General features: G+C 29.2%; 22 protein-coding genes. 1 reads left to right on the top strand and 21 read right to left on the bottom strand.

Annotation, left to right across the window (positions count from 1 at the left end):
* Positions 1-26: 26 nt before the first annotated feature.
* Positions 27-500, bottom strand: coding sequence for a pyridoxamine 5'-phosphate oxidase family protein (locus ACNSOS_RS07155; RefSeq protein ID WP_418184747.1), 474 nt, complete (start codon positions 498-500; stop codon positions 27-29).
* 178 nt (positions 501-678) lie between these two features.
* Between ACNSOS_RS07155 and ACNSOS_RS07150 the strand changes: the two genes are divergently transcribed.
* On the top strand, positions 679-1,848 hold the full coding sequence (locus ACNSOS_RS07150; RefSeq protein WP_418184746.1) for a benzoate/H(+) symporter BenE family transporter: 1,170 nt from the start codon (positions 679-681) through the stop codon (positions 1,846-1,848).
* Positions 1,849-1,880: 32 nt separating this feature from the next.
* On the opposite strand, the gene ACNSOS_RS07145 is transcribed toward ACNSOS_RS07150, so the two are convergent.
* The 20 genes from ACNSOS_RS07145 to ACNSOS_RS07050 all read right to left on the bottom strand — a co-directional run bounded on the left by ACNSOS_RS07145 (position 1,881) and on the right by ACNSOS_RS07050 (position 21,150).
* Positions 1,881-3,092: an EAL domain-containing protein gene (locus ACNSOS_RS07145; RefSeq protein ID WP_418184745.1), complete on the bottom strand. Its 1,212-nt coding sequence runs from the start codon at positions 3,090-3,092 to the stop codon at positions 1,881-1,883.
* Between the two features lie 8 nt (positions 3,093-3,100).
* The gene (moeB, locus tag ACNSOS_RS07140; protein ID WP_418184744.1) at positions 3,101-4,234 is read right to left on the bottom strand and encodes a molybdopterin-synthase adenylyltransferase MoeB; all 1,134 of its coding nucleotides are present in this window, start codon (positions 4,232-4,234) and stop codon (positions 3,101-3,103) included.
* Between the two features lie 57 nt (positions 4,235-4,291).
* Positions 4,292-5,629: an FAD-dependent oxidoreductase gene (locus ACNSOS_RS07135; RefSeq protein WP_418184743.1), complete on the bottom strand. Its 1,338-nt coding sequence runs from the start codon at positions 5,627-5,629 to the stop codon at positions 4,292-4,294.
* 15 nt (positions 5,630-5,644) lie between these two features.
* Positions 5,645-6,583, bottom strand: coding sequence for a cysteine synthase A (gene cysK, locus ACNSOS_RS07130; protein WP_418184742.1), 939 nt, complete (start codon positions 6,581-6,583; stop codon positions 5,645-5,647).
* Positions 6,584-6,598: 15 nt separating this feature from the next.
* Entirely contained in the window at positions 6,599-7,342 is a 744-nt protein-coding gene (gene cysE, locus ACNSOS_RS07125; protein WP_113894777.1) for a serine O-acetyltransferase, read from the bottom strand.
* A gap of 9 nt (positions 7,343-7,351) precedes the next feature.
* Positions 7,352-8,788, bottom strand: a complete 1,437-nt coding sequence (locus ACNSOS_RS07120; protein WP_418184741.1) for a family 2A encapsulin nanocompartment cargo protein cysteine desulfurase — start codon at positions 8,786-8,788, stop codon at positions 7,352-7,354.
* On the bottom strand, positions 8,772-9,716 hold the full coding sequence (locus ACNSOS_RS07115; protein WP_113909174.1) for a family 2A encapsulin nanocompartment shell protein: 945 nt from the start codon (positions 9,714-9,716) through the stop codon (positions 8,772-8,774). Before ACNSOS_RS07115 ends, ACNSOS_RS07120 begins: the two co-directional genes overlap by 17 nt.
* A 15-nt stretch (positions 9,717-9,731) precedes the next feature.
* Positions 9,732-10,892 carry a molybdopterin-synthase adenylyltransferase MoeB gene (gene moeB, locus ACNSOS_RS07110; protein WP_418184740.1) on the bottom strand — a complete coding sequence of 387 codons (1,161 nt, stop codon included), beginning with the start codon at positions 10,890-10,892 and terminating at the stop codon, positions 9,732-9,734.
* Between the two features lies 1 nt (position 10,893).
* The gene (locus ACNSOS_RS07105) at positions 10,894-11,169 is read right to left on the bottom strand and encodes a MoaD/ThiS family protein (RefSeq protein WP_418184739.1); all 276 of its coding nucleotides are present in this window, start codon (positions 11,167-11,169) and stop codon (positions 10,894-10,896) included.
* Between the two features lie 2 nt (positions 11,170-11,171).
* Positions 11,172-11,594, bottom strand: coding sequence for a Mov34/MPN/PAD-1 family protein (locus ACNSOS_RS07100; RefSeq protein WP_418184738.1), 423 nt, complete (start codon positions 11,592-11,594; stop codon positions 11,172-11,174).
* Positions 11,591-12,502 (bottom strand): PLP-dependent cysteine synthase family protein, encoded by a 912-nt coding sequence (locus ACNSOS_RS07095; RefSeq protein ID WP_418184737.1) that lies wholly within the window; start codon positions 12,500-12,502, stop codon positions 11,591-11,593. The genes ACNSOS_RS07100 and ACNSOS_RS07095 overlap by 4 nt, the downstream gene beginning before the upstream one ends.
* 15 nt (positions 12,503-12,517) lie before the next feature.
* On the bottom strand, positions 12,518-13,600 hold the full coding sequence (locus ACNSOS_RS07090) for a sulfate ABC transporter substrate-binding protein (protein WP_113894770.1): 1,083 nt from the start codon (positions 13,598-13,600) through the stop codon (positions 12,518-12,520).
* Between the two features lie 322 nt (positions 13,601-13,922).
* Positions 13,923-14,987: a hypothetical protein gene (locus tag ACNSOS_RS07085; protein WP_418184736.1), complete on the bottom strand. Its 1,065-nt coding sequence runs from the start codon at positions 14,985-14,987 to the stop codon at positions 13,923-13,925.
* Positions 14,974-15,483, bottom strand: a complete 510-nt coding sequence (locus tag ACNSOS_RS07080) for an OsmC family protein (protein WP_418184735.1) — start codon at positions 15,481-15,483, stop codon at positions 14,974-14,976. Before ACNSOS_RS07080 ends, ACNSOS_RS07085 begins: the two co-directional genes overlap by 14 nt.
* Before the next feature lie 22 nt (positions 15,484-15,505).
* A complete protein-coding gene (locus ACNSOS_RS07075) occupies positions 15,506-16,177 on the bottom strand; it encodes an ABC transporter ATP-binding protein (protein ID WP_418184734.1) in 672 nt (223 codons plus the stop codon).
* Between the two features lie 15 nt (positions 16,178-16,192).
* Positions 16,193-16,945 (bottom strand): ABC transporter permease, encoded by a 753-nt coding sequence (locus ACNSOS_RS07070; RefSeq protein WP_418184733.1) that lies wholly within the window; start codon positions 16,943-16,945, stop codon positions 16,193-16,195.
* Position 16,946: 1 nt separating this feature from the next.
* Positions 16,947-18,110 (bottom strand): ABC transporter substrate-binding protein, encoded by a 1,164-nt coding sequence (locus ACNSOS_RS07065; RefSeq protein WP_418184732.1) that lies wholly within the window; start codon positions 18,108-18,110, stop codon positions 16,947-16,949.
* Positions 18,111-18,135: 25 nt separating this feature from the next.
* Positions 18,136-19,296: an FMNH2-dependent alkanesulfonate monooxygenase gene (gene ssuD / locus ACNSOS_RS07060; protein WP_418184731.1), complete on the bottom strand. Its 1,161-nt coding sequence runs from the start codon at positions 19,294-19,296 to the stop codon at positions 18,136-18,138.
* Positions 19,297-19,298: 2 nt separating this feature from the next.
* Positions 19,299-20,249: a sulfonate ABC transporter substrate-binding protein gene (locus tag ACNSOS_RS07055; protein ID WP_418184730.1), complete on the bottom strand. Its 951-nt coding sequence runs from the start codon at positions 20,247-20,249 to the stop codon at positions 19,299-19,301.
* A 43-nt stretch (positions 20,250-20,292) separates the two neighbouring features.
* Complete coding sequence (locus ACNSOS_RS07050) at positions 20,293-21,150, bottom strand: amidohydrolase family protein (RefSeq protein ID WP_418184729.1); 858 nt, start codon at positions 21,148-21,150, stop codon at positions 20,293-20,295.
* Between the last annotated feature and the right edge of the window lie 6 nt (positions 21,151-21,156).

Raw genomic sequence — 21,156 nt, 5'->3', positions numbered from 1 at the left:
ACTATTTAATATAGTAAAATAAATCTTTATTTATAATATCTTCCTACACATTTTAAGATATCTATTTTTATTACAGCCGTTCCTTTTATCATTTTTTCTGGTAATTCTCTACCAACTAAATGTGGAGTAAATTTTGCTACAATTTTGCTCAAAGCTTCATATTTTTCATCAAAATCGCTAACTAAAAAAGCTTTTCCTTCTACAATAACACTATTAAATTCAGTATTCACATCACAAGGATTTTCAACTCCTTCATAAAGTAAACCTATCATCTCATCTACTTCAAAACATACATTTGGATTTAGTTTTACATTATCTATTTTTTTACCTTTTGGAAGACCATGCATATATATTTTATTATCAACATAAACAAAATGCATAGGCAAAATATAAGGAAAACCATCTTCACTAATAGTTCCCAATCTTCCAACTTCAGATCTAAAAAGCAATTCATCTATTTGCTCTTTTGTCAATAAATGTGTCTTTGTTCTATGTCGCATAATATCTCCCTTTTATTAAAAAATTTAAGAAATTATAAAAGAAAATAATTTTTTCATCAATCCAAAAATTGCTTATTTTATAGATTTTTATAAAAAATAAGAATTAGCAATAAACAGATTGTAAAATCTATTTAATACTTTTATACTTTCAAAACATTTTTTAATTAAGGAGTATAAAATGAACAACAAAATATCGGCTATTCCACCAATAATTGCTGGATTAATCTCGGTTATTGTTAATTATGGTGGAACTTTTATTTTAATATTTCAAGCAGCACAAATGGCAGGACTTAGTCCAGAACAAACTGCTTCTTGGGTTTGGTCTATTTCTATTGGTGTTGGAATTACAGGAATAATGTTGAGTTTGTACACAAAAGAACCAATAATTACTGCTTGGAGTACACCTGCTGCTGCATTTTTAGTAACTGCTATTGCAACCGTTTCTTATTCTGAAGCAATTGGAGCATATATACTTTCTGCTTTAGCCTTTCTTATTTTAGGGCTTTCTGGTTATTTTGATAAATTAATTCGTTTAATTCCATCTGGAATAGCAGCTGGATTGTTAGCTGGTATATTATTGCAATTTGGTATTTCTGCTTTTTTAAATATGACAATTAGCCCTATTTTAGCAATTTCACTATTTTTTATATATCTAATTACAAAACGATATTCTCCAAGATACGCTATTGTTAGTGTTTTAGTATTTGGTTTTATACTTTTAACTATACAATCACAAATTAATTTTTCAGGAATTGAACTCAAATTTGCATATCCAGTGTTTAATGAACCAACTTTTTCACTAAATACAGCACTAAGTATTGCTTTGCCACTATTTTTGATAACTTTAACTGGACAATATATGCCAGGATTATTGATACTCAAAAATGATGGGTTTAAAACTGGTGCTAAACCTATTTTAGCAATTACTGGATTGGGTTCAATTTTAATGGCTCCTTTTGGTTCTCATGCATTTTGCCTATCTTCTATAACTTCTGCAATATGTACAGGTAAAGAGTCTCACGAAAACCCAAAGAAAAGATGGATTGCTGGTGTTACAGCTGGTATTTTTTATATTTTAGTTGGTATTTTTGGAGTTACTCTTGCTGCTTTATTTGCAGCTTTTCCAGCAACATTTATCAGTTCTTTAGCTGGACTTGCACTATTGAGTACAATTGCTGGAAGCCTTACAAATGCAATGAGTGATGATAAAACTAGAGAAGCTGCACTAATAACTTTTATAGCAACAGCTGCAAATATCAATTTATTTGGGATTGGTGGAGCATTTTGGGGACTTGTTTTAGGTCTTATCTCTTATTTTATTTTAAATATAAAATTCAAGAACAAATAATTCTCAAGCTTTATAGCTTGAGAATAAAATATCTATTTTAATTTTAATTCTTTTACATTTTTTGGTTCATCAAAATAGTATCCTTGAAAATAGTCAATATCTAACTCTTTACAAATATTAAAAATTTCTTTTGAAGATACAAATTCAGCAACAGTTTTTATACCAACTTTTTGAGCAAAGAAAACTATTGCTTCAACTACTGCTTTTGCTGTTTTTGATTTATTTAAATCTTGGATTATAGAACCATCCAATTTTATGAAATCAGCTTGTAAGGTAACCAAATAAGAAAAATTTGAGTAACCAGTTCCAAAGTCATCTATGGCTATTTTTACTCCCAAACTTTTTACAATTCTTATAAAAGATATTACCTCTTCAAGATTGTCTATTCCTTCACTTTCAGTTATTTCAATAGTCAATAAGTGTCCTATATCAAACTCATATATTTTTTGAATTATATAATCTACAACATCTTTTTCTAAAATATCACTAATAGATAAATTTATACTAAACTCTATATTTTTACTATCAAAGAATTCGAAAGATTTTTGAACTATTTTTTTTGTAATCTCACTATATAGATTCAATTTTTTAGCTCTTTCAAGAAAGAAATATGGAGATACTATCTTGCCTTTTTCATCTTTCATTCGAACTAATACTTCATATTTTTTATCTGTTTGATTACTTATACTTTGAGCAAAAATCTCAAATTTATCTTTTTTTATAGCTTGGATTATTTGTGTTTCCCAATATAAATCTTCTTTGATTGATGATGAATTTGGATGATTTATATGATGTTGTTCGCTATCATAAATCACTAAATTATGTTTTAAAACTCTTGTTTGTTTTAAAGCAAACTCTGCACTAAATACAAGTTCATCATAATTTATAGCAACTCCAGCTCTTAAAGGAATATATACTTTATATTCATCTAGTTCTATTGGAGTATATCCGAAATACCAAATTATTGATTTTATAGATTGAATAAATCTATCTTTTGAGAGTTCAAAACAAGAAGCAGCAGCAAAAACATCAGCACCTAAATAGTAAATCTTACTTCCAATAAATTTATCTTCCAATCTTAAAGAGATAAGCTTTAAAATCTTCTCACCAAAACTATATCCATAATAGTGATTTATATTTCCAAATCCACTTATATCAAATATAACTAACTTATTAAAAACTTCACTTTCTAAATCTTTTAGAAACTCTTTTCTATTTGGTAGTAAAATCTCATTTTCTTCCATAAATCCCCTTAAATCAAATCATTTACCCAAGAAGTAACTCCACCTTTTAAACTATATATTTCACCTTTATATCCAGCTTTTTTTAATTTTGAGATAGCTTGAATACTTAAAAGCCCTATTTTACAAGTTATGATAGTTTTTTTACTACTATCAATTTCATCAATTCTATCTAGCAAAGTTGAAAATGATATATTTTTTGCATTTCTAATTAAAGCTAAATCATCTTCTATTTGTTCTCGAACATCAATTATTTGTATATTTTGCTTTTCATCAAGTAGCTTTTTTAACTCTTGAATAGTTATATCTTCAATAACAAAGTTGTCATTAAGATTTTTTAATCCGCAAAACTCTTCATAATCAATAAGTTCTGTTATTGTTGGATTTTTCCCACAAACTGGACAGTTTTCATCTTTTGCAATTTTATACTCTTTAAATTCCATTTTCAAAGCATTTAAAGATAAAAGCCTATTTTTTAAACTATCACCAATTCCCAAAATAAGTTTTATAGTTTCATTTGCTTGAATAGTTCCTATAATTCCAGGCAATACTCCTAAAACTCCAGCTTCTGAACAAGATGGAACTTGTCCAGCTTTTGGTGGAGTTGGAAAAATACATCTATAACAAGCACTATTATTTGAATTAAAAACTGTTGTTTGCCCTTCAAATCTAAAAATAGCTCCATAAACAAAAGGTTTATTTAACATCACACAAGTATCATTTATCAAATATCTTGTTTGAAAATTATCAGTTCCATCGACAACAATATCAAAATCTTTGATAATATCTATGGCATTTTGGCTAGTTAATTTTTCATTTATAGCAACTACATTTATATTTGGATTTATTTCATTTATTCTATTATTCGCGGAAGAAACTTTACTTTTTCCTATAAATTTTGTAGAGTGGATAATCTGTCTTTGAAGATTTGATTCATCAAGAGTATCAAAATCTATAAGTCCAATAGTCCCAACTCCAGCAGCACTAAGATATAAAAGTACAGGAGAACCTAAAGCCCCAGATCCAACAACTAAAACTTTTGAGTTTTTAAGTTTTAGTTGTCCTTCAAGACCTACTTCAGGAAGAATTAGATGTCTACTATATCTAGTTATTTCTTCTTGCGAAAGTCTATTTTGTTCTGACATCATATACTCCTATTTAAAATTTCAATAGAAGAATATCACAATTGCAGTTAATAATTTCTATTCAAAGATATTCGCAGTAATTCCTGCATACCAACTTTTTGTTGCATCAAAAGTTGATTTTTCTATATCTTCAAAAAACTCTGTTTTTACTTTTACTTTTCCATCAGCCTTATCAAAATATGCTTGGTGAGTTACATAAATACCAGTATCTTGGCTAACAAGTGAATAACAAACATTTTGAGGATAAACACTTCCTTCTTTTGGATCTTCTTTATTTAATCTTCTTGCTATTTGTTCACCTACAATAATTCCGCAAGAGTGTGCCATTTGAGCACTTTTTGGGAATGGATATTCACCTACAACATCTCCAACTAAATAGATATTATCATCATTGTAACTTCTAAATGTTGGTGTTTTTACTCTTCCAAAACCATCACTTGTTAGTTCTAATCCACTATCTTTTAAAAGTTTTGAGGCTTTATTACTTGGAATGATATTTGCATCATCAAAAACCAAAGTTTCATTTGTCGTTTCCATCTCTTTTAAATTATTTTTTTCAAAATATATAGTTTTTTTATCTAAGTCTATTTTCTTGATATTTGCATTTGGAATATATTCTAAATAATCTTTATATAAAGTATCAAATGCTTTTAAAAATCCTTTAGCTTTTGTTGTTGGTTTTTCTCTTGGGTCGATTATCACAACTTTTGCATTTAATTTTTTAGATTTAAAATAATCAGCAATTACAGCAGCTCTTTCATAAGGTGCTGGAGGACATCTATAAGATCCTTTTGGCACAGTTATAACAAAAGTTCCACTTTTAAATTTTTCTATTTTTTCTTTTAAAGAAAGTTGTTCAAATCCACCATTATAACTAGCTGGGAATTTTGTAAAAGCTTTTTTTGCCTCTTTTTCATCTAAACCAAAAGTTGAATAATCATATTCTATTCCAGTTGATAAAACCAATAAAGAGTATTCAAAACTACCATTTAAAGTGGTAACCACTTTTTTTTCTCTATTTATAGATACAACTTTGTCATTTATAATATCGTAGTCATAAGTTGAAGCGGGTTTTAATGGAGAAAAAATCAAATCATTATAATCCACACCTTTTACTCCACCAAACCATAAATTACTATAAGGGCAAGATGCAAAGATATTTTTTGCTTCAATTACTATAACTTCTGCTTTTTGGTTATATAATCTTATGTTTTTTGCAACAGTTAAACCCGCATATCCACCACCAATAATGATTACTCTATCGTTATTGTTTAGTGGTTTTACAGCATTTTGTACACTTTTGATATCTTCTTTTGTACCACTTGCACCAAAAACTGATGTTGCTGTAACAGCAGTTGCTAAAGTACCTAATTTTAGTAAATCTCTTCTATTCATGTATTCTCCTTTAAATTAATTTTTTTCTTCTATATACTCATAAAGACCAGAGCTTAGATATCTTTCACCAGTATCACAAAGAATTGTAACTATTACTTTACCTTTATTCTCTGATCTTGAAGCTACTATTTTTGCTGCTAATGCATTCGCTCCTGATGATACTCCTACAAGTAATCCTTCTGTTTTTGCTAATGCTCTTGAACTCTCTATTGCATCATCATTCTCTATTGTTACTATTTCATCATACACTTTTGTATTTAATACATCTGGTACAAATCCTGCTCCTATACCTTGTATTTTATGTGGTCCTGGATTACCTCCACTTAACACTGGACTTGCTTTTGGTTCAACTGCAATAATCTTAATATTTGGGTTATGTGCTTTTAATACTTCTCCAACTCCTGTTAATGTTCCACCTGTTCCAACACCTGCTATAAAAATATCTATTTTTCCATCTGTATCTTTTAATATCTCTTGAGCTGTTGTTAATCTATGTATTTCAGGATTTGCACCATTTTGAAATTGTTGTAGAATAATAGAATTCTCAATTTCTGATTGCAACTCTTGAGCTTTCTCAATAGCACCTTTCATACCTTTTTCTGCTGGAGTTAATACTAATTTTGCTCCTAATGATTGTAGAAGTCTTCTTCTTTCTATACTCATTGATGCTGGCATTGTTAATATTAATTTAATACCTAAAGCTGCACTTACTGAAGCCAATGCTATTCCTGTATTTCCACTTGTTGGTTCTATAATTGTTGAATCTTTAGTAATAACACCTGATTCCAAAGCTTTTTTTATCATATTAGTACCAATTCTATCTTTTACTGAATGACTTGGGTTCATAAATTCACATTTACCTAATACTGTCGCTCCACTTTCTTCACTTGCTTTTTGTAGTTTTACTAAAGGAGTATTTCCTATCAACTCTGTTACATTTTTTGCGTATCTCATCTTTTATCCTTTTTTCTAAATTCCTGCACCATCAATTAAATATCCATCTAATAAATCAGATTTCGGACTTTTATGTAATTTATCGATAGTATCACTATTTATTATATTTTTTTCTTCAAGTAGTTTTTCTAATAATTCAATTCTTTTGTTTAAATACCTAAAAGCTTCTTTATCAATATCAGGTAAATCACTATGAGTAAATTTGCCTTCTTTATCATATCTTTTTACAATATTTGCAGGTATTCCAACAGCCGTTGAATAACTTGGAACATCATTTATTACAACTGAATTTGCTCCAATTTTACTACTTGTACCAATAGTAATATCTCCTAGAACTTTTGCTCCACTTCCAATAACACTATTTGCTTTAACAGTTGGATGTCTTTTCCCTTTACTTAAACTAACTCCACCTAAAGTAACACCTTGATAGATTAAAACATCATCTTCAACAATAGTAGTTTCACCAATAACTACACCTATTCCATGGTCAATAAACACCCTTCGTCCAATAGTTGCAGCTGGGTGAATATCTGTATTTGTTAAAAATTGGCTAATTCCACTATAAACTCTTGCTAATCTTTTAAATCCTTTTAAATACAACCTATTCGCTACTCTATAATTAATAATAGCCCAAACACCAGGATAATTAAAAAATATTTCTAATCTTGAATGTAATGCAGGATCATTATTTTTGGGAAGATTAAAATCTTCTCTTATTTGATCAAAAAGATTTAATTTTGCACTTCTACTCTTTTGCATTAAAAATCCTTAACTATTTTTAAACTCTTTGATAGTTTTAACTAAAAAATCTATCTCTTCTTTTGTATTGTAAAAAGCAATAGATGGACGAACTGTTGTTTCAACTCCAAATCTTCTTAAAATTGGTTGTGCACAATGATGTCCAAATCTTAAAGCTATTCCTTTACTTGTAAGATATTCTCCAACTTTTGTTGTATCATATCCATCAAGAACAAATGATAAAACACTTGTTTTTTCTTTTGCTGTTCCTATTAATCTAAGACCTGAAATTTCACTCATTTTAGATATTGCATACTCTAAAAGTTCATGTTCATATCTATAAATATTTTCAATTCCAATTTTAGTAACATAATCAATTGCTGCTCCAAGTCCTACTGCATCAGCAATATTTCCTGTTCCTGCTTCAAATTTATTTGGTGCTCCTTGATAAACTGTTTTTTCAAAAGTAACATCAGCTATCATATTTCCACCACCTTGATATGGTTGCATAATATCTAAAAGCTCTTTTTTAGCATATATTGCACCAATTCCTGTTGGAGCAAATACTTTATGCCCTGAAAAAACATAAAAATCACAATCAAGCTCTTGAACATCAACTTTTATATGTGATATTGCTTGAGCACCATCGATTAAAACTTTTACTCCATATCTATGAGCGATTTCTACTACTTTTTTTATAGGAACTATTGTTCCTAAAGCATTTGATACATGAGCTATTGATACTATTTTTGTTTTAGGAGTTATTAATCTTTCAAACTCATTTAGTAAAATCTGTCCATCATTATCAACAGGTATAACTTTTATTTTTGCACCTATTTCTTGGCTTAATATTTGCCAAGGAACAATATTTGCATGATGTTCTAAATTTGAAACTATTATCTCATCATCTTTTTGCAAATTAAATTTACCAAAACTATGTGCAATCAAATTTATAGCTTCTGTTGCGCCTCTTACAAAAATAATATTATTTTGACTAGGTGCATTTACAAAACTTGCTACTTTTTGTCTAGCCTCTTCATAAGCATCAGTTGCCCTTGCTGCTAATGTGTGAGCACCTCGATGAATATTTGAATTTTCATGTTCATAAAAGTAACTAATTCTATCTATTACGCTTTTTGGTTTTTGCGTTGTTGCTGCATTGTCTAACCAAATAAGTGGATAATTACCACTTACTTTTTCATTTAAAACTGGAAAATCTTTTCTTATAGCTTCAACATTAAATATCTCATAAGAGTTATTTTGTGGAACTATTTGAATATTTGAAAAAGTTTCAAAATTTGATATATCTTTATTCTCATAAAAATTTGTTTGAATAACTTTTTCATAGTCAAAATCTTCACCAAATCCATTTTTATTAAATTCAGGAAATGCCTGATTTGCTAAAACTTCTATTTGATTTTTAAAGAACTCTTCATCAAAATTTGGTAAATTATTGTGCGTAATCATAGTAGTTTCCTACATCTACATCTTCTAAAACTGCTATTGCATCTTTTGATAAAATCACTGCTGAACAATATAGTGATAAAAGGTATGAACCAACTCCATTATTATCTATTCCTCTAAATTTTACAGACAATCCTCGTGATTGTTCATTTGGTAAATTATTTTGGAATAACCCAACAACACCTTGTTTTTCATAACCTGTTCTAACTAATAAAATATTAGTTTTTCCAGCTTTTGATTTTGGCTCTTTTAATCCATCAACAAATAGTTTATTTGTAGGAATAATAGGAACTCCTCTCCAAGTTAAAAATGATGTTCCAAATAAAGTTATAGTTGCTGGGGGAACTCCTCTTCTTGTAGCTTCTCTTCCAAATGCAGCTATTGCTCTTGGATGTGCTAAGAAAAATGATGGCTCTTTCCAAACTTTTGTTAATAACTCATCTAAATCATCAGGTGTTGGACTTCCAGTTCTACTTTGAACTCTTTGTGAATCATCAATATTATTTAATAATCCATAATCATCATTATTAAACAATTCGCTTTCTTGTCTTTCCTTTAAACTCTCAATTGCAAGTCTTAGTTGCTCTTGAATTTGTTGTGTTGGAGAGCTATATAAATCAGATACTTTTGTATTTACATTTATAATTGTCTGAATTGAATTTAATTGGTATTCTCTAGGATTTTCTTCATAATCTACAAATCCTTCAGGAATTTTATTATGAATTTTTTGTGAACATAAAGTATCGAGTGGAGTATCACCCTCTTTTACTTTATTTAATCTAAAAATCCCACTATCTAAAGATTTCCAATCAAGCAATCTTGTAACCCATCTTGGAGTTAATGAATCAAAAACTGGTGTTGTTTTTACAACATCTGCCAAATTATAAGCTGCTTTTGCACTTAAACTTACTACTTTATTTTCTTCTGCCATTTTATTTCCCTTTTTTTAATATCTAGCCATTGTATAATCTATATCGTTTGCCCAAGAAGTTATCCCACCTTTTAGACTATATATTTCACCTTCATATCCAGCTTCTTTTAATTGTCTAATTACCTCAGCACTTAAAAGCCCTATTTTACATATTACTACCACTTTTTTACTACTATCAAGCTCTTCTTTTCTTCGTACTAATGAACCAAAAGGTATTCCTTTTGAACCTTCAATTTTTCCTATTTGCAACTCATGAGGTTGTCTAATATCTATTAATTGAACAGGTCTTTTTTCATTTATCAGATTTTTCAAATCTATTGCACTTATCTCTTCAATTGCTATTTTCTCATCTGGTGCTTTTAATCCACAAAACTCTTCATAATCTATCAGTTCTGTAATCACTGGATTCTCACTACAAACTGGACAACTTTTGTCTTTTGCTAGTTTTAACTCTCTAAATCGCATATCTAAAGCATCAAAAGTCAAAAGTCTTCCTTTTAAAACTTCACCTATTCCTAAAATTAACTTTATTGTCTCATTTGCTTGAATTGTTCCAATAATCCCTGGTAAAACTCCAATAACCCCACCCTCAGCACAAGAAGGAACAAGCCCAACTGGTGGTGGTTCAGGATATAAACATCTATAACAAGGTCCGCCATAAGCATTAAATACGCTTATTTGTCCTTCAAATCTAAAAATAGAACCATAAACAAATGGTTTTCCTAAAATCACACAAGAGTCATTTATCAAATATCTTGTTTGAAAATTATCAGTTCCATCTACAACTACATCAAAATCTTTTATAATTGCCAAAGAGTTTTGACTTGTCAATTTTGCATTGTATGAAACAACTTTAACATTTGGATTTATCCCTTTTATTCTGTCATTTGCTGAAGAAATCTTTGGGCGACCTATATCTTTTGTTGTATGAATAATCTGTCTTTGCAAATTTGATTCATCAACAATATCAAAATCAATCACTCCAATAGTTCCAACACCAGCAGCTGCAAGGTACAAGATAACAGGAGCACCAAGACCTCCTGTCCCCACAACTAAAACTTTTGAATTTTTGAGTTTTAGCTGACCTTCAAGTCCAACTTCTGGTAAAATTAAATGTCTGCTATATCGACTTATCTCTTCTTGCGATAATCTATCACTCTTATCATCTTGTGCCATTTTATAATCCACCAGCAATTGATGGAACTAAAATTATTTTGTCATCTTCATAAACTTTTGTTTCTAAATTATCTAAAGTTCTAATATCCTCTTCATTTAGATATATATTTACAAAACTTCTTAATTTACCTTCATTTGTAAATAGATGATTTTTTAAATCTTGATATTCATCTACCAAATTTCCTACAATATCTTTTATATTTTCACCAGTTAAAGCTATTTCAAATTGTCCATTTGTAAATAGTCTTAAAGCTGTTGGTATATATACTTTTGCCATTTTTACTCCTTTATCACTTCTTCTTTGTCAAATTTTAATCTATCATTTGATAGAGTTGAAACTGTATAATCAACTGCTTTTGCATCATATACAGAAACTATCAAATATGTATAAACAGGAAGTGCATGATCTATATCAAATTGAGATGGTGTTGCACTATGATTTGGATGTGAATGGTAAAAACCAACTATATCCAATCCATTTTTGATAGCATAAAGTTCTGTTTCTAAAACCTTTTTTGAAGGTATTAAATACCTATTATGCTTGTTTTCATCTTCTCTTTCATTTGATATTTCAATCACTTCACTAACACTTTTATTTCCATCATTAAACTTACCTAAAAGAATCCCACAACATTCGTATGGATAGTCTTTTTGTGCATGTTTATTGATTTGTTCCATAAGATTTTTACTTATTGTTATCATAAATCTTCTTCCCATAAGCTATCGCTTAAATATTTAAATCCACTATCACATAAAATAGTAACTACAACGCTTCCTTTTGGTAATGTTTTTGCTAATTCTAAACTAGCATATACATTAGCACCTGAAGAAATACCTACAAAAAGCCCCTCTTTTCTTATAAGCTCCAATGCCATTTTTCTTGCATCTTCTGTATCTACTAAAATTGTCTCATCAATCAATAAACTATCATAAATTTCAGGAACTATTGTTGTTGCCATATGCTTCATACCTTCAAGCCCATGAAATGGTGAAGATGGTTGCATAGCAATAGTTTTAACATTTTGGTTTAACTCTTTTAATCTTCTTGATGTACCTACAAAAGTTCCAGAAGTTCCCATACCTGCAACAAAATGTGTAATTTTGTTTTCACTTTGTTCCCAAATTTCTAAAGCTGTTGTGTTATAGTGAGCTTTCCAATTTTCTTCATTGTTATACTGATTTGTATAATAATAAAGTTCTGGATTCTCTTGTGCCAACTCTTTTGCTTTTATTAAAGCTCCATCTGAGCTTAAAAGAGGATCTGTTTCAATTATTGTTGCACCAAATGCTTTTAAAATTTTCTTTCTTTCAAAATTTGCATTTTTAGGTAAAGTTACACTAACTTTGTAACCTAAATTTGCACCAAACATTGCATAAGCAATCCCTGTATTTCCACTTGTACTATCTAGTAAAATCTTATCACGAGTGAGTTTCTTTGATTTTATTGCTTCCAAAATAATACCCTTTGCAGCTCTATCTTTTACAGAGCCACTAGGGTTTAAATATTCAGCTTTAGCATAAATACTTACACCATCTAAATCTTTTGTTATTTGATTTAGTTTTATTAGTGGCGTATTTCCAACTAGATCTAAAATCGTGTTATTTGCCACTGTTATTCCTTTAATCTATTTACTATAAATTAAATCGAATGTTCCACCATCATCAAAGTGAGTTTTTTGTGCATTTGCCCAGCTTCCAAAAACATCATCAATTTTAAACAGCTCTAACTTTGGAAATATTTCTAAATTTTCTTTCTTAACAAGTTCTGGAATACTTGGTCTATAATAGTGTTTTGCTGCTAACTCTTGACCATCTTTTGAATATAAATATTTTAAATACTCTGTTGAAACATTTAAAGTCCCTTTATGTAAAGCATTTTTTTCTACAACAGTTACTGGTGGTTCAGCCAATATTGAAACAGAAGGTACAACTATTTCAAACTCATCTTTTCCTAATTCATTTATTGCTAAAAATGCTTCATTTTCCCAAGCAAGTAAAACATCTCCAATTTTTCTTTGAACAAAAGTATTTGTTGCTCCTCTTGCACCTGAATCAAGAACTGGAACATGCTTTAAAAGTTTTGAAACATACTCTTTTGCTTTTTCATCAGCTACTTTATATTTTGGTGAATTAACATCAATATTATTTAAAGTTCCCAACTCTTGTTTTAATCCATAGGCATAAGCTGCAAGATAATTCCATCTAGCACCTCCAGATGTTTTTGGATTTGGTGTAATAACTTCAACACCATCTTTTATTAAATCATTCCAATCTTTAATCCCTTTTGGATTTCCTTTTCTAACTAAAAATACTATTGTTGAAGTATATGGAGAAGAGTTATACTCTAACTTTTTTTGCCAATCATCTGAAAATAGTTTTGCTTTTTGGCTAATAGCATCAATATCATAAGCTAGTGCTAAAGTTACAACATCAGCTTTTAAACCATCAATTACTCCTCTTGCTTGTTTTCCACTACCACCATGTGACTGTTTTATTGTTAATTTTTGCCCAGATTTTTCTTGCCAATATTTTGCAAAGTTTTTATTGTACTCTTCATAAAACTCTCTTGTTGGGTCATAAGACACATTCAATAACTCAATACTCTTTTTATTTGCTTCTGCTTTATAATCATAATTTGAATTATCTGCAAAGCTTAATGTTGATATTAGCAATGATGCTAACGCTATGTTTTTTATATTTTTTATCATTTTATCTCTTTTTTAAATTTAATACACACTAAATGTATGATAATTAAAGATTTTAAAAAAATCTCACCTATTTTCTATTTTTTGATTTATATACTTTACACATGTCGCACATCATTTTTTATCCTTTATATTAAGGTGATTTATTTAAAATATTTTATCTATCACCTACTAAACTGGTGAAATAATATCAATAAAAATATTTTTTGTCAAGAGTTTTTTAATAAATTTTAAGATTTTATATTAAACTATCGGTAAAACCGTACTTCTTTACAATATATAAAAAAGGAGGAAAATGATTTCATCTCCTTTTTTCAATAAAATCTTACTTTAAAGAAGAGAGTAATATTTGTAAATGTTTAATAGAAGGTGTCACAACAGCGATAAAGTAACTTTCTCTAAGTTTACGAAATGCATTTGATTTTTCAAAGTATCCACGACTACCACCACTACATAATAATGCTTTGTTACTAACTTCTTGAGATAATAAAGCTCCATCCAATCTAACTTTAAGAATCTTTTTTAATCCTTCAACTTGATTTATGTAAGGTGTAGTAAAATATTCATCTAAACCAAAACAAAGTTCTTTTCTTTTATTTTCAAATAAACTTACTTTATCCTCAAAAATCGGATTATTCAGATATCCTTTTCTTTTTAACTCTTTTTTAATTACCTCAATACAACTATCAATATTTCCTAATGCCATTCCTAGTTGTAAAAGTATGAACCCTGGTCTAATTTTTTCTATAAATTGTTGCCCATTATCACTTATTAAAAATTTTTCTTCTAAAAAATAATCTTTGAAAGTTGTTTTAACAGTTGCAGACCCATTGAGTGCAAAAAAATTATCAATATCTTGTATTGATATAGCTTCATTATTTGTATCAATAAGCCCAATAATATAACCATCATCAGTTTGGATTAATGCTCCAAAATAATGACCTTTTTGAATATTTGAAACAAATGGTAATGAACCATTAACTATATACCCACCATCAGTTTTAACTGCTTTTAGCTTTACCTCTTCAAAATTAGAAAACGCTTTCATAGCATTAGAAAGCCCTGTTCCAGCAAGAATTTTACCTTCTACTATATCTTTTAAAAATGTCTCTTTTAAATAACTATTTTCAGTGTTTAATAAATACCAAACACAAGCACTTTGACACCACATACAAAAAGCAGTATTTAAACACACAGCTGCTACTTTAGTATGTAAACTAATTACATATTCAAAATTAAATGCTCCATTATCATCAACCAATTTATAAGCATCCAATTTTGCAAATTCTCTAACTATCTCTTCTGGGTAAATACCTTTTATATCAATTAGAGAAACTTGTTTCTCTAATTTTGTCAATAAATTATCAATGTTTAAATTATTTTGCGACATACTTAACCTCTACTGGATTTCTCAAAGTACCAGTAACAGGAGAGTAATTTAGTACATGTTCTATTAACTCATCTCTTTGTTTCTCATCTAAATCAGATTGTAAATCAACAAATACTCTAATATTAGTAAAACCAATTGTTTTATCCAATAATTTACCAGTTCCCCATACAGCACTAATATCAATATCACCTTCTACCTTTAACTCAATTTTTGTAAAGTTAATTCCTCTATTTACTAAGTTAGCTTGTATCCCTACTGCAATACAACTACCTAAAGCTGCAAGTACAGCTTCACTTGGATTTGGAGCAGTATCATCACCTAATAGTACATGAGGCTCATCAATAATATGTGCAGCTAAATCTCTTATATAGTTTTCATGTCTATATTTTTCAACTGCAACTGTTCTACATTTAAGCGTTTTTATTGGGTTAGTAGTATTTTTACTTTTAGCTTGTAACTCTTTTAATCCATCTAAATCTATTTTTTTATATGCCATCTTTTTATTCCTTTTATTTAATTTATATTATGTAAGTTAAAGACTCTTTATTTACAGATTCTAAATATGTTGCTCCTAAAGAAGTACTTTTAAATCTATAAATATCATTTGCTAAAATTTTTACCTCTTCATAATTGTGAGTTACTATTAATAAAGTTGCTTTATTTTTTGCACAATATTCGTTTATATCTTGACAAAGTATCCTTGTAGTATCAGGATCTAAGCTAGAAAATGGCTCATCCAAGAGTAATACTTCAGGAGAAATTGCCAATGTTCTAGCTAATGATACTCTTTGTCTTTGTCCACCAGATAATTCAATCGTTTTTTTATTTATATGTTCTTTTAAACCAAGCCAATCAAGTAATTTAATAATTTCTTCTTTTATAATAGGTTTTTTTAATATTTTAAGACCAATAGTAACATTTTGATAAACACTTAACCAAGGGTAAAGGTAAGCATCTTGAAACATATAACCCATTGTCTTTGAAGTATTAAAAATTTCTCCTGATTTTGGTTGAATAAGTGGAGCTAGTAATTTAAGCAATGTAGATTTTCCACAACCACTTTGACCAATTATTGCACTCTTACTACCTGCATATAATTCAAAATTAAGATTATTAATAATAGGCTCTTTAGAATTATTATATTGATAATAAAGTTTTTTTGAACCTAAAATAACTTGTTTTTCTACCATTATTTACTCCTTTTATTAATTCCATTTATATTTATTACTTAACTTTTGTAAAAAAGAATCAATAGCAAATCCTATTAATCCAATAGCTAGTATCAATGCTGCTAATTTAGAATAATCTAATGTATCTCTTGCATCATTAATTGCATAACCTAAGCCAGAAGTTACTCCTAAATATTCAGCTGGAACAATAATAACCCAAGATACTCCTAATGCCAATCTTAGCCCTGTTATCAAATCCTGTGCAATGGCTGGAAAAATAGCATATCTTAATTGGTTAAATAAATTAGCTTTAAAACTTTTGGCAACATATATCCATCCTATATCAATTTTAGCCATACCTTGTGATAAATTAAAAATAATTGGCCATACAGCAGCCATAACTATTAAAAAAATGATTGCTCCATCCCAACTATCATATACTAAAACTGCAATAGGCATCCATGATAAAGGAGATATCATTCTTAATATTTGAAATGGTAAATAAAATATCTTTCTTAACTTTTCATTACTAGAGTAAATCAATCCTATAGGTATTCCTATTAGCAAAGCTAACAATAATGCATAAATAATTCTATATAAACTTGCAAACACATGTTCATAAAATTTTACTTCAAAAAGTAAATTCCATAGTGCCTCTATAGCATTTACTGGTGTAATTTGAGTATATACATAATTGTCATTTATTGCAGTTCCTATCATTACTAATATCTGCCAAAAAAGTATTAGAAGTACAATCCCAAATAAGCTATATTTTACATTAGTTATCATATTAAAAATCTAGCTTCTCTTCTCTTGAGAATGGTGGTGGTGTTTTATAAAATTTATTTATTGCATTCGTCACATATCTATAATCAATAATTTCATTAACCGCTTGTTTTGGATCTACATTGTCCAAAAATTTCAAATTACCTTCTACTAGTGTATCTTTCATAGCATTTATTATGTACTCTGTTGCACTAGGATATGGATAAGGATCAAAATCTATTCTGTGATTATTCCATATATCTTTATTTCTATTAGCTCCAATTTGTGCATATACTGGATTATCATAAAAATTCATTGCTCTATCAATCACTTTAAATTCAAATGGTAATAAACCTGATTTATCATTAGATAATATTTTAGCTGTTTCTACTCTGTTTTCTGAAATAAAAATTTCTGCTTTTACAATTGCATTGATAACTTTTTGACTCCACTCTTGTTCTTCATTTAGTATATCTTCATGCATAGTTACAGCACAACAAGGATGATTCTTCCAAACATCACCTGTAAATCTAAGAATTGTAGCATTTGCTTTTAATTCACCAAATGCATTAAAAGGTTCTGCAACAATATAACCATCAATTTTTTTAGCAACTAAAGCTAAAGGCATTTCAGGTGGAGGTAAGATTTGTAGATTTACTTCATTTGATTTAAGAGGAATATCTTTATCTTGAATAACAGGAGTTAAACCATGTTCTTTTAATAATTTTTGCAAAATAATATTATGCATTGAATACCAATATGGTACAGCAAGATTAGTTCCACCTAAATCTTTTACACTAGTTATATTTTTATGATTACCTACTACAAGAGCTGAACCATTTGTATGAGCCCAAGCAGGAATTTTAACTGGTATATTGTTAGCAAATCTCATCCAAATAGGTATTGGTTTAAGTAAATGAACCACATTAAACTTTTTTGCAGTAAAAGATTCAACTAAAGGAGACCATCCTCTTAGCAAAGTAGGTTTTTCAGATTTTAAACCCTCTTCTTTAAATAAACCTATTTCATGAGCTATCAATAGTGAATTTGCATCTGTAATAGGTAAATAACCTATCTTAACAGTTTCATCAAAATATTTTCCAGTATCTGCTCTTAAATTCAAACCAGAGTGCAATGCTGCTGTTAGTGAAAATATTGAAGCTTGCTTCATAAAACTTCTTCTATCCATTATTTTTCCTTTTTAATTAATATTTTTATTTTATTTCTGGTGTATCTTCAGTTGTTACACCACCAAATGGTCCAGATTGAACAAGTCCAGATAATTTTTCTTTTGTTTTATTTGGTAATAGTGGAAATACAAGTTCAGCAAATCTAAAAGATTCTTCAAGATGTGGATAACCAGAAAATACAAAAGTATCTATTCCTAAATCTACATATTCTTGTATTCTTTGAGCCACAATTTCAGCACTTCCTACAAGTGCAGTTGCACAACCACCACGAACTAAACCAATTCCAGCCCATAAATTTGGACTAATTTCAAGTTCTTCTCTTGTTCTAGCTTTTCCACCATTAGTTAAAGCTGTCATTAATCTTTGACCTTCAGAATCTAGTTTTTGTAAAGCAGTTTGAGAAGCATTGATTTTTTCATCATCAAGTTTACTTATTAGTTTTTCAGCAGCACTCCAAGCTTCTTCTTCTGAATCTCTTACTATTACATGAAGTCTAATTCCAAATTTTATACTTCTTCCATACTTTAAAGCTTTCTCTTTTACATCTTCAATTTTTGCTTTAACTGCTTTTGGAGTTTCACCCCAAGTTATATATAAATCAACTTTTTGAGCAGCTAACTCATGAGCTTTTTGTGAACTTCCACCAAAAAACAATGGAGGATGTGGTCTTTGAACTGGAGGATATAAAAGTTTTGCATTTTTTGTTTTATAATGTTTCCCATCAAAATTCACAAGCTCTTTTTCATAACTTGCTTTTAAAATAGCTTTCCACAAATCTACAAATTCAGCTGCTGTTTCATATCTTTCATCTGAATCTTGAAATAATCCATCACCTTCGAGTTCATCTTTATCACCACCAGCAACAAGATTGAAAGCAACTCTTCCATTTGAAAATCTATCTAATGTTGAAGCTATTCTTGCAGCTAATGCTGGTTGTAAAAGTCCTGGTCTAAGTGCAACTAAGAATTTTAATTTTGAAGTTACACCTATTAGACTTGAAGCTACGACAAAAGGGTCTTCACAAGACCTTCCTGTAGGAATTAAAACTCCATCATATCCCAAAGTATCAGCTGCAACTGCCACTTGTTTTACATAATCAAAGTCAGATACTCTTGATTGATCTTTTGAACCTAAGTATCTGTTATCTCCAAATGTTGGTATAAACCAAAATATATTTAGTGCCATTTTTATTTTCCTTTTTTAGTTTCAGGAATCCAAACAACACTTTTTATATCTAGTTTTTTTGGGATTAATTTTAAATCATAAAATGTATCTGCAATTTTTTGTTGCTCTTTGATAACTTCATCATTTAGATAATTTATTCCATAACCACCTCTTGCTAATGCTTTTTCTAAAGTAAGTAAATCTAATCCTGTAAGTGGAGATAAAGCAGCTGCTACTTCACTTGGTTTTGAAATTGCCCAATCATTTACTTTTTTTAATTCATCAAAAATAATTGCAACAACATCTGGTCTTCTTGCTGCATAACTCTCCTCTGCTAGATAAAACTGATGATTATTTACTGTATTTGTTCCATCTTGTATAAGTTTTGCATCTAAAGTTGTTTGAGCTGCTGCATAAAATGGATCCCAAATTACCCAAGCATCAACACTTCCTTTTTCAAAAGCTGCTCTTGCATCTGCAGGGGCAAGAAATACTGTTTCTATATCACTATATTTTAATCCTGCATTTTCTAAAGCTCTAACTAACAAATAGTGTACATTTGAGCCTTTATTTAAAACAACTTTTTTACCTTTTAAATCTGCAACTGTATTGATAGTCGAATTTTTTGGAACAATAATAGCTTCACCTTTTGGAGCGGGAGGTTCATATCCTATATATTTGATTTTAGCATTTGCTGCTTGTGCAAAAATAGGTGGTGTTTCTCCAACTGTTCCAAAATCAATACTTCCAACATTTAAACCTTCAAGTAATTGTGGTCCTGCTGCAAATTCACTCCAAGTTACTTTTACACCTAGTGGTTCTAATCTTTTTTCTAAATTGCCACTTGCTTTTAATAAAATCAAAGTTCCATACTTTTGAAAACCAATTCTTAAAACATCTTCTTTATTTGCAGAAAATCCAAAAATAGGAATAATTGCTAATAAAACTAAAATTTTTCTAACTAAATTTTTCATTATTTTTCCTTGAATAATAAAATATACACTAAATGTATGAATATTAAAGACTTAAAACTTGTTGGGCATTTTTATAAAATAAATTGTCCAAAATTTCATCTTTAAAACCTAATTTTATAAAATCTTCAATTGTCTGTTTCATCGGTCTAAAAGGATACGATGTTCCAAATAAAAGTTGATCTTTAAAAAAACCATTTGCTGCTTCTACAAAAAGCTTACTGCCTGCTTGAAATATATACATATCAGGTACTACAAAAACATTTTCATATCTAAATGCAACACCTATCATCTCATTTACATAAGGATAACATCCATGGCAAACTACTATTTTCAAGTTTGGAAACTCTCTTGCAATTCTTCCAATTGCTGCAGGATTTGTGTGTTCCAAATTTGGTGTTGTTGGTCCACTCATTATAAATAATGGAATTTTTAAACTCTGACATAAATCATATACAGGTAAAAAATCCTTATCATCAAAATAAACGGCTGGTTTTCCAAAAGTTGGTTCTACATTTATTCCTTTTAAACCCAAAGTTTCAGTTGCTCTATTTATTTCTTCAAAAGTTTTAACAATACCTTTAGTTTGCGGGTCAACCGATGCAATTCCTATAAGTTCTTCATATGTAGATGTTATATCTTTGATTACGTCATTTGAGATTGATAAATCTGGGGTATCTCTACCAATTACAACAGCATTTGTTATACCACTATCTCGAATCTCTTTTACATAACCATCCAAAGTAAAAGATTTAGTAAAATGTTCATCATCTTTTGAACCAACTCTTCTATTCAACCATTTTGCAGTTTCATAACCTTTTGTCCCTGGAGTTGAACCATAAAATTCACCCAACAATGCAGGCCTACTTCTAAAGTCTATAATTTTTCCATTATACTGACTCAACTTTTC

Origin of the sequence: Aliarcobacter vitoriensis, assembly GCF_048320235.1 — a bacterium.
Lineage (GTDB): Bacteria > Campylobacterota > Campylobacteria > Campylobacterales > Arcobacteraceae > Aliarcobacter > Aliarcobacter vitoriensis.
Note: the sequence above shows the minus strand (reverse complement) of the source record. Positions and strands in the feature narration are given on the sequence as shown.